This is a genomic window from Microcoleus sp. B9-D4 (genome assembly GCF_036705105.1).
Taxonomy (GTDB): domain Bacteria; phylum Cyanobacteriota; class Cyanobacteriia; order Cyanobacteriales; family Microcoleaceae; genus Microcoleus.
The window spans coordinates 40,186-49,747 of the sequence record NZ_JAUBTS010000056.1; the positions used below are offsets into that span (position 1 = coordinate 40,186).

General features: G+C 42.1%; 9 protein-coding genes. 4 read left to right on the forward strand and 5 right to left on the reverse strand.

All coding sequences use genetic code 11. From position 1 onward, the window contains the following. Positions 1-86 precede the first annotated feature (86 nt). Both QUB24_RS25660 and cysE read left to right on the forward strand, forming a co-directional pair. On the forward strand, positions 87-569 hold the full coding sequence (locus QUB24_RS25660) for a hypothetical protein (protein WP_333156446.1): 483 nt from the start codon (positions 87-89) through the stop codon (positions 567-569). 279 nt (positions 570-848) lie between these two features. After that, positions 849-1,655: a serine O-acetyltransferase gene (cysE, locus tag QUB24_RS25665; RefSeq protein ID WP_333156447.1), complete on the forward strand. Its 807-nt coding sequence runs from the start codon at positions 849-851 to the stop codon at positions 1,653-1,655. Positions 1,656-1,824: 169 nt separating this feature from the next. Here cysE and QUB24_RS25670 read toward each other — a convergent pair whose 3' ends face one another. Beyond that, positions 1,825-2,406: an Npun_F5749 family FMN-dependent PPOX-type flavoprotein gene (locus QUB24_RS25670; protein ID WP_333156448.1), complete on the reverse strand. Its 582-nt coding sequence runs from the start codon at positions 2,404-2,406 to the stop codon at positions 1,825-1,827. A gap of 184 nt (positions 2,407-2,590) precedes the next feature. On the opposite strand from QUB24_RS25670, the gene QUB24_RS25675 reads away from it, so the two are divergent. After that, the gene (locus QUB24_RS25675; RefSeq protein WP_333156449.1) at positions 2,591-3,709 is read left to right on the forward strand and encodes a tocopherol cyclase family protein; all 1,119 of its coding nucleotides are present in this window, start codon (positions 2,591-2,593) and stop codon (positions 3,707-3,709) included. Positions 3,710-3,724: 15 nt separating this feature from the next. On the opposite strand, the gene QUB24_RS25680 is transcribed toward QUB24_RS25675, so the two are convergent. After that, entirely contained in the window at positions 3,725-3,967 is a 243-nt protein-coding gene (locus tag QUB24_RS25680; RefSeq protein WP_333156450.1) for a hypothetical protein, read from the reverse strand. A 165-nt stretch (positions 3,968-4,132) separates the two neighbouring features. Between QUB24_RS25680 and QUB24_RS25685 the strand changes: the two genes are divergently transcribed. Beyond that, a complete protein-coding gene (locus QUB24_RS25685; RefSeq protein ID WP_333156451.1) occupies positions 4,133-7,369 on the forward strand; it encodes an ATP-binding protein in 3,237 nt (1,078 codons plus the stop codon). Between the two features lie 28 nt (positions 7,370-7,397). Here QUB24_RS25685 and QUB24_RS25690 read toward each other — a convergent pair whose 3' ends face one another. From QUB24_RS25690 to clpS, 3 genes are all read right to left on the reverse strand, one after another. Continuing rightward, the gene (locus tag QUB24_RS25690; RefSeq protein WP_333156452.1) at positions 7,398-8,303 is read right to left on the reverse strand and encodes a hypothetical protein; all 906 of its coding nucleotides are present in this window, start codon (positions 8,301-8,303) and stop codon (positions 7,398-7,400) included. A 201-nt stretch (positions 8,304-8,504) separates the two neighbouring features. Continuing rightward, positions 8,505-8,822, reverse strand: coding sequence for a hypothetical protein (locus tag QUB24_RS25695; RefSeq protein WP_333156453.1), 318 nt, complete (start codon positions 8,820-8,822; stop codon positions 8,505-8,507). 133 nt (positions 8,823-8,955) lie between these two features. Beyond that, positions 8,956-9,249, reverse strand: a complete 294-nt coding sequence (gene clpS, locus QUB24_RS25700) for an ATP-dependent Clp protease adapter ClpS (RefSeq protein WP_015178834.1) — start codon at positions 9,247-9,249, stop codon at positions 8,956-8,958. Between the last annotated feature and the right edge of the window lie 313 nt (positions 9,250-9,562).

Here is a 9,562-nt window from a genome sequence, read left to right on the forward strand (position 1 = left end):
ATTCTTCCTCCACAGTTTGGATGCTAGGGGCTGCGATGGGTAAATTCTGAATTGTGATGTTAAGTTGTGACGCCTGGAGTATTGCCATGTTGTTTAATCAGGGAGCCAATTTCAAAAACGGTGCGCTCTTGGGTGTGATCGCGGCGATCGCCGCCCTACCAGTTTTAGCAGAAACAGCCAATTTCGGCACTTTAACTTTATCGCGAGGTTTTGCAGCCCCAACAGCAGTTTTGAGAGGTTCCACAGGCGGATCGTACTCTCTATCTGCCATAGCCAACGCCGATCGCCACAAAAACAAATGTTTGGGTTTTGCCACCCCAACTCCCGACCACATCATAGTTTTGCAGCAAAACTTTTCAAAACTCACACTCCAAATCAACAGCGGAGGAAAGGACACAACCTTACTCGTACAAGGCCCCGGTAATGCGGTGCGCTGCGGAGACGATATAGGTCAGAATAAAGATGCTGGCATACTTGATTCAGACTGGCAAGCAGGATCTTACAGGATTTGGGTAGGTACTCTCGAACCCGGAGTCAAGTCTAACTATACAATCTCAGTACAGGAATAGTCAGTAGTCAGTAGTCAGTAGTCAGTAGTCAGTAGTTATTGGTTATTAGTTATTGGTTATTTGTTGTCAGTTCCCATGCCCCATGCCCCATGCCCCATGCCCCATGCCCCATGCCCCATGCCCCATGCCCCATGCCCCATGCCCCATGCCCCAATTTCCCCAATCTCCCACTCTCTTAATCTCCCACTACCCAATCTCCCGATCGACCGCTCACTTCCGCCATCAAGTAAAATGTAAAATCGAAAGTGGCGTGTTTAACCAAAATAGGTAACTCCGAAAGTGCTAAAGACTCTTAGAGCTGACTTCAGTATAATTTTCGATCGCGACCCTGCCGCTCGCAACTGGCTGGAAGTTTTGTTTTGCTACCCCGGTCTTCAGGCCCTAGTGCTGCACCGCCTCGCACACTGGCTTTATGTGTTGGGGCTTCCCTTCATCCCCCGCTTGATTTCCCACATGGCTCGGTTTTTGACCGGAATTGAAATCCACCCAGGGGCAACCATCGGCAAAAGCGTATTCATCGACCACGGTATGGGGGTTGTGATCGGCGAAACAGCCATTATCGGCGATTTTGCCCTAATTTACCAAGGTGTCACCCTGGGCGGAACTGGCAAACAAAGCGGCAAGCGTCACCCTACCGTCGGCGAAAATGTAGTTGTAGGTGCCGGCGCCAAGGTACTCGGCAATCTGCAAATTGGCAATAACGTCCGCATCGGCGCCGGTTCCGTCGTGCTCCGCGACGTACCATCTGACTGCACAGTGGTAGGGATTCCCGGCCGCATCGTCTATCGATCGGGAGTGCGCGTCAATCCCCTAGAACACGGCAGTTTGCCGGATTCGGAAGCTGTAGTAATTCGCTCTTTGCTCGATCGTATCGAGTCCCTCGAACAGCAAGTAAAAAGTTTGGTTCCTCAAGCATCTGTCTCCTTAACTTCTGTTGCCAATTCCCACAATTTCCACTCAGTATCAGAAGCTTTAAACCAAGCCAGCAATGTAGCCGTAGCCGAAAAAACACAGCTACTTACAACCCCTAGCTGCAAGTTAAAAGATAAAGCAATTCAAGAATTTTTCGACGGCAGCGGCATCTAAAATTTGAATTGGCCAAACAGGGAATTGGCAATGGGGCCTGGAAGGTTATTGGTAACAAATAACCAATAACCAATAATCACTGACTAATGACTACCCAGATTTATCAGTGGAGTCGCTTTCTTCAATCTAAAATCTAAAATCTAAAATCTAAAATCGGTTGACTTCTTTTTCAAGGATTGACCTCGCGCACCGACCAATTTCCCTCCCCGTCGCGCCGATAAAGCGATCGGTTCTGCGGTTCCCCCCGCAACTCCAACAAATCCACCGTTTCCGGTTCCAACAACAGCAAGCAAAAATTAGGCAGCGGCTCGATCGCATCTGGGGCAGCAGAATCAAAAGCACTAGCCGGGGCTTTGTCATCCCCCGGATGCGGCCAAGCAAATTGCGATCGAGCCGCCTCAGAAAGCTCCTGCCAAGCTGTGCGGCGCGATGAGCACAACTGGGCCTCTGGATAATCTGCCCCTACCAAAACTAGCTTTCCAGCAATCCGAAATTGTTCGCGAGTTTTTGGGAAATACCAGCAAATTTCCCCCCAAGGATAGAGGTTAATTTCCTCTGCCTTTTGACTCCGAATATCTGTAATAAACTTTAACTGGTTGGTGTCTTCTAAAAAGCCTCGAAACACCACAGTGCGGTTAGCCGGACGCCCGGTGGCGCGAACAGTTGCTAGTTGCAAGTAGCGGGCAAAAGCAAGACTGCGGTTGCGGTGGAGCGCACGAGCTAAGGGCGATCGCCAAAGTGCTAAAGACATAATTAATAACCTATCATATTAGTCATTAGGAATTGGGAATTGGGAATTGGGAATTGGGCATTGGGCATTGGGGATTGGGCATTGTTAGCCGTTGACTGTTAACTGTTGACTGTTAACCGTTAACTAATGACTACTGACTACTGACTACTGACTACTGACTCTTCTTTCTGCTATTGGTAATTTTATGTCAAATTCACTCTCAAAACTCAAAACTATTGAAACTCCCCACAGCGGCTACCACTGGGACGGCAGTTCCCGCCGCTTTTTTGAAGGCTGGTACTATCGAATAACATTACCCATTCACGGACAATCCTTTGCCTTCATGTATTCCATCGAAGACCCCAGAGGCGGTCAACCTTACAGCGGCGGTGCAGCTCAAATTCTCGGCCCGAAAGATAGCTATTTGTGCCGTACATTCCCCGATGTAAATAAGTTTTGGGCCCACCGAGAAAGCTTGAGTTTCGGACATTGGGGCAAAACAGATTTACAAATTAAACCGGAATATTTAGAGCCGCAAGTATTCGACAGCCGCGTCGAAGAAGGCTATCAAGCTACTGCTACTTTGAATCAAGGTTATCTCCACGATCCGGGAAGCGGCAGCCACTGTTTTTGGCAGTACGAAATTCAACCTATTTATGGCTGGGGAAACTCTGAAGAAATCCAGAAATCAACGGCGGGAATGGTATCTTATCTACCCATATTTGAACCGGGATGGCAAATTTTAATGGCGCACGGTTTAGCCACGGGCTGGATTGATTGGAACGGCGAACGCTACCAATTTAAAGATGCTCCCGCTTACAGCGAAAAAAACTGGGGCGGTGCTTTTCCGCAAAAGTGGTTTTGGGTTAATTGCAATTGTTTTCAAGGCGAAAAGGATTTAGCTTTAACTGCTGGCGGCGGCAAGCGGGGCGTGCTGTGGTGGATGGAATCGGTGGCAATGATTTGTCTGCATTACCGAGGCAAATTTTACGAATTTGTGCCTTGGAATTCCCAAGTTAGTTGGACTATTGAACCTTGGGGAAGCTGGAAAATGCAGGCTAGAAACAGTCAGTTTGAAGTTGAGTTAATTGGCACTACAAACAGTCCTGGTACTTATCTGCGAGCTCCTACAGAAAAAGGTCTGGCTTTTTGCTGCCGGGATACGACGCACGGCGAATTGCGCTTGCAACTGCGAGAGTTGTTGGGGGGAAATGTTGACAAAAATGGCAAGCAGCGTTCTAGAATTATCTTAGAGGCTCAAAGTTCTTTATCGGGTTTGGAAGTTGGGGGCGGGCCTTGGGATGAAGTTTGGCGATCGAATTAAGTCATTATTCCTTAGTCAGTTAACAGGCGAGCAATTTTTGGTTGCACGATGATCTGAGCAATCATATTTACCCGACCCTTGCGCCGCCCAGATTTCAGCGCATGGAAGCGTTGTGGGAGTTGATTCACTCGCATAATCATATTGGTCTGGGTTATTCATGCCTGATTCATCAACATAGACAATCACGTTCGGGCGTAGGGTACACAACTCGACTACAAAAGCTTGCCACTTGGCTTCATCCGGCTCTTGAAATGCCATAAGTCTTTTTTTTGGAGTAAAACATATTTTCTTCAAGGCTCGTGATAAAATAAATGCTAATCAACTATATGAAGCTAAGCTGGCAGAGGTGCAGAGGCAAGAATTACAAGTAGCACAAGCATCGGCTGGAGAATGTTAAACGTACTACTTCACGGAGAAAGTTTTATGCCTCAAAAAAGCGTAGATGAAATCAAAAAAGTATTAGATAGCCAACCTCTTGTAGCCATTGATGATGCGTTAGACGCTTTTTCGAGCCATACAAAACAAACACAACCAAAAGATATTATAAATTCGGAATTGTTTGTTATTTTGTGTCAGGCAATTTTCCAAAGCCAAGATATTAAGTATGTAAATAACTCGAATTTAGTAGACCAGCTTTTTTACAAAAATTTACTGCCTAATCAAAAACGGTTTATAGGCATTTGTTTACTAAGGCTATTAAATTGTTATGTGAATATACTTGATTCTACCATTAAACATAAAATTATAGAGCTTTTTGATGAAGTCTTTGCAAAAGATTTGTACGATCAATTTAACATAGAGCTAAAATCTCAAACCTATGAAAAAGAAAATAAGCTAAAAGACATTGTACGAAAACTAGAGGCAGAATTTAAGGATTTGCTCGATTCTTTAAACGATCTTAATTTAATTAAAAGTTTTCGTAACGATTTTCCCAAAAAACTCAATAATAAAATATCCAAAGCTATAATTTGGCCTTTTTCTCCAAGACAATTAGTTGAGAATGCAAGGTTAACGCAAATTTTTCAATCCATAGAGCAGTACCTGGAAGAACAAGGAGGAAAAAAAGTTCAGATTTTTGCCGAAACAAAGAAAATTATGACCGATTATTTAGATTCGGCTCAAAATTTTGGCACGAAATATAGCCGTAATTACTTAGGTGGATTTGCCGTCAAAATTTTAGAACTTTTAGAGAAAGACTTTCACAATAATCCCCTTAGTAAACCTGCCGAATTAGATATTTACCAATCCGAGAAAAAGTACCCTTTTTTAATAAAAAATAATAAATTTGATTTAAACTTAGTGGTGCGTAATGATGGTCCAGGTCAGGCATTTGATGTCAGTTTTAAGCTAACAGATATAAGTGATAACATTCGTGTAGATAGTTCAGAGCGTTATTTGGGGCATTTAGAATTGATATCTATTACAGTTCCCATTCCCTGTGAAGTAACTCGTTCAGAAAAACAGGCTATATTATTAGGAGAGCTGGTTTGGAAAAACTTCGATAAATCAGAAAGCAAAAAAGAATTTTGCCTGGAGTTTGAAAGCCAAAGTTCTAATATTGATTGGGATAGTTTAGCTATAGAAGAGCCATACAGTCTAGAACCAGCCATAACCGAGGAGGAGTTAGTTGGCCGAACCGAACAACTCAATAAATTAATAGCAAGAAGCAAACCAAAAAGTATAGGTTCATCTTATATTAGGGGACAAAAGCGTGTTGGTAAAACATCTATAGCGCAAACTTTGAAAGCACGCTTAACCAGGCTATTTCCCAGTAATTATCTTGTAATTTATTTAGAAGGTGGCGATTACGTTCACCCAAATCCGGCAATCACTATAGAAAATTTAGGTATAAAAATATGTGAACAAATAAAACAAAGTAATTCTCGGTTTTATGAATTGAAGATACCTGTGTTCAATGGTGCATTAGCCTCTCTGAATAGCTTTTTAGAGTCAGTTATAAGAATTGTGCCTGAATATAAAATTCTTTTTATTTTGGATGAATTTGATGAACTGCCAATTCAAGTTTACAAAAGAGGTCCTATTGGAGATACATTTTTTTTAAGCTTGAGAGCAATTAGTGGAAAAACAAATGTTGGCTTTCTTCTAGTAGGAGGCGAAAAAATGGAATTTATAATAAGCACGCAAGGCGATAAGCTTAATAAATTTGAACCTTTGATAATAGATTACTTTGAAAATCCTCAATCTGACTTTAAAGAGCTTGTAAGAAAGCCAGTAGCTGAGTGGAACCTTGAAATTTCGGAGCGAGCAATATATGAACTTTACCAACAAACAGGTGGTAATCCTTATTTCACTAAGCAAATATGCGGTGAACTCTTTAAACTTATCGTAAATCGTCGAGATGGACATATTACACCAAACGAAGTGGAAGAAGCTACTAAGATAACTATAAGTAAACTAGCGAGTAATAGTTTCCTGCATTTTTGGGAAGACGGCATATTCGAGACAGGAGATCGCGCCGAAGAAATTTCCATGAATCGCAGAAAAGTTTTTTTAGCCTTAGCTGAAATAAGTCGAAGAGATCCTAAAATAAACAAAGAAAAAGTTATAGAACAGGCTATTAAATACGGATTAAATGAACCTAGTGTGAAATCCGAACTGCGAGATTTTGAACGTCGTCAAATAATTGTAAGTGAAGATGATACTTTTTATAAATATAAAGTTCCTTTGTTTGGAAAATGGCTACAAGAAAAAGGAATTAATGAAATTATTACAACTTTTACTGATTTAGATGCTCTTTTGTTAAGAAAAAAACACGAGGAAGAAGCTTATGTTCGTTCTGAAGAAATTGTCAAATTAACAGAGAAGTGGAGAGATTGTTCTTATTTAAGTATGCCTATTACAGAAGATAAGGTGAGAGCTTGGTTAAAGCAGTTTCCTGAAAATACAGAACAAAGGTTGATGTTCCAAATTCTTCAACATCTCAAATTCTACAATGGTCATAATCTTAGAACTAAGATGAAAGAAGCTCATGGAATTATCATTAGGGGAGGGCATTCAGTACGTAAATATGAAACAGAGAAGCAAAAGAAAAGATCGGATATACTTGTTAGTTATCTAGATAACCCCAGCAAAAGTGGAGGCTCTTGTGCGAAGCTTTTTTCTGATGAAAATGAAGTTTATGATCGTAATGTTATTGAGCGAGGAAAAATTGCTAAAACTTTAAAAGACGAAACACAAATGCAAAAAATAAAAGCTCTTGTGTTTATTGATGATTTTATAGGTACAGGGGGATCAGCCTGTCAATATTTCGAGGAGTTAGCCAATGAATGTGGAGAACTTCTTAGAAATCCCAAATTAATAGTATTTTTTATCTCGGTGTCTGGTTTCCAGGAAGCTAAAACACGGCTGGAAGCTAAGCTTGTTGAACTTAATGTTAATGTCAAGGTGCATATATGCGATCCTCTTGATGAGTCAGCTAAAGTTTTTAGCGATCGATCTAAAGTATTCTCTAACCCTCGTGATTTAGAGCCAGCAAAAAATGTTGCTTATAAGCATGGTTCTAGCATAGCTAAACATTATCCACTTGGTTACGGAGATTGCCAAGCAGCCGTTGTATTTCCTGACGCTTGTCCTAATAATACCCTTCCAATTTTATGGTCAGATTCCAATGGCTGGATACCTCTTTTTAAGCGTCAATAGTCCTACATCCAAATATAGCAATCGCCTATTAATACATTAACAGATTGACTAATTTTTGTGTAATCGGAAAACCAGTCTGACGCTGAAAATGCCTGAACATCGGACTAGGATTGGCCTCTAAAAATACATACTCACCGCTTGGCTTGAGACGCCAATCAATAGCAGTCCAATCCAGCATAAATGCCTTTAATATTGCTAAACATTGTTGGTGAACTGATTCGGGCAAATCTATCGGAACTAGCTCGGACTCTAAATCTTCCCGAAAATCCAAAGCTTGACTGCGAATTTCGGCAGAATAGACTGATTCACCAATGACATAACTGCGAATGTTTGTGCCAGGAATATACTCTTGTATTGTGATTGGAGAAATACTCAAAGCCAAGTCCAGCCGATTAGGTTCTAAATGTGCCTCTGTCACCAACTTGGTATGGGCGCCACCATAAACTGGCTTAAAAATTACTTTTTTCTGAGATTGGACAAATTCCCTAACTTGCTCTGGATTGTTACTGATTAAAGTTGCAGGAATCGTCACTCCTATTTGCTTTGCCAGACTCAGTTGTAGGGGTTTTTCTTTATGAAACTGGTATGCCTGCCAGGAATTAATCCAGCGAGCCGGACAAGCTTGCATTAGCGATCGCACTGTACTCATGGAATCATTCAATGCAACTTGCTGTTGATTTGCATCTTTTAAAGGTGCAACGCCAACACCGGAAAAATTGCGCCAAAATACACTGTGAATATCTTGAAAATTCAACTGGCGACCTCCGGGTAGCGTCAAGCACCCTACTAGGGTATCAGGTTGCCAAGACAGACGTAACTGTCTGGGAAACAGATAGGTATCTAAGTAATCTACTTCTGCACCGGCTTGGGTGAGAGCATCTTTTATATGAGCAGCATGAGCATCTGAATCATTACCCAGAATTAAAATGTTCATGGGAAATTTGAAAATTAAAAATGTGCTAAAATCAACTACAAATATGAAAAGTCGCATCACTTGTTTTGAGAGTGTTGCAACTTTTTATATATTGAAAAAAAACACTCGAATGAGGCTGAATCTTTGAAAGTCTTATTACAGAAGCAATCGGAATAGTTCAGGAATTAGGCAGAATCTCTACCATTGTCGGCACGAATGAGATTACCAATGAAGAGGGCCTCCACCGCCTTCAAACCAAGCTTTCGTGTAATATCCTCCACCCTCTTCACCTATAGCCAGAGTGGTCAGCGGAGGGTCAATGGGAATAGGCTTGGGAGGAAATCCTCCTCCTCCTTCACTTCCCGGACAGGGAGCTGAGATACACTGTATCGGGCCACCCCCACCTTCTTCACCTATGGCTAGAGTGGTAGCCATTAATCCACCTCCGATGCGGGTGGCCTGTTCATCAGTTAGCGTCTCTTCAAAATCCAAATCAATTGCTTCGAGATCAGCAATATCTAGATCAAAAGGATGATTCATAAAATTCTCCTACTTGAGTAAAAGATTAGGCTTGTTTACCCATAATCTAAATCAAGAGGATGAAGTGATGTTGCCATTTTGGCAAGTTTCAAAGTAAGTATTGTAACTGATTATAACTGTCAGTTAAAAAATGTTAGGCTGACTCTAGCGGAGCCATTGTCAGTCCCGCACGGCTCAATTGCATATGATAAAGTTCTGCTTGCTCTTGCGGGCCAACCCAGACGGTGGCCTGGCCTTCGTGGTGGATTTGGTTGGCGAGTTTCCAAGCTCGATCGCTCGTCATCCCTGGAATGTATTTCGTCAAACATTCCACAACGTGCTGAAATGTGTTGAAATCGTCGTTGAGGACTATTACCCGATAGTTGGGATAAGGTTTGCGGGTAACTTGACTCGATCGAACGGGTGCTATGGTTGGTGAAGAGGTCATCGCGCGAACAGCCACTGAAACTACAAGGTTTGTAAAATAGTTACCTCTAAAATTATAACACAATTTCCGATTTTTTCAACCGCTACTTGGTATTTTTATCCGCTTCGGGGTTTATTTTCACCACCGGGCCCTGCGGTAGATTTCTCCAGAAACTGTGGGGATTAGGGGTTAGGCACCCTGCCCCCCATTGACAGGCTTTTCTGGGGAGCATCTCAGTTTTGCATTTATAGTGCGAGCGTCCCCGCTCGCGATTTGTAGAATACGCGAGCGGGGACGCTCGCACTATAATAAAAAAAATGCTTTTTGCAAAACT

What these genes read in the sequence shown, in the direction of transcription:
- QUB24_RS25660 (WP_333156446.1), top strand. Translation starts at nt 87, where the DNA reads ATGTTGTTTAATCAGGGAGCCAATTTCAAAAACGGTGCGCTCTTGGGT.
- QUB24_RS25670 (WP_333156448.1), bottom strand. Translation starts at nt 2,406, where the DNA reads ATGTCTTTAGCACTTTGGCGATCGCCCTTAGCTCGTGCGCTCCACCGC.
- QUB24_RS25675 (WP_333156449.1), top strand. Translation starts at nt 2,591, where the DNA reads ATGTCAAATTCACTCTCAAAACTCAAAACTATTGAAACTCCCCACAGC.
- QUB24_RS25680 (WP_333156450.1), bottom strand. Translation starts at nt 3,967, where the DNA reads ATGGCATTTCAAGAGCCGGATGAAGCCAAGTGGCAAGCTTTTGTAGTC.
- QUB24_RS25685 (WP_333156451.1), top strand. Translation starts at nt 4,133, where the DNA reads ATGCCTCAAAAAAGCGTAGATGAAATCAAAAAAGTATTAGATAGCCAA.
- QUB24_RS25690 (WP_333156452.1), bottom strand. Translation starts at nt 8,303, where the DNA reads ATGAACATTTTAATTCTGGGTAATGATTCAGATGCTCATGCTGCTCAT.
- QUB24_RS25695 (WP_333156453.1), bottom strand. Translation starts at nt 8,822, where the DNA reads ATGAATCATCCTTTTGATCTAGATATTGCTGATCTCGAAGCAATTGAT.
- clpS (WP_015178834.1), bottom strand. Translation starts at nt 9,249, where the DNA reads ATGACCTCTTCACCAACCATAGCACCCGTTCGATCGAGTCAAGTTACC.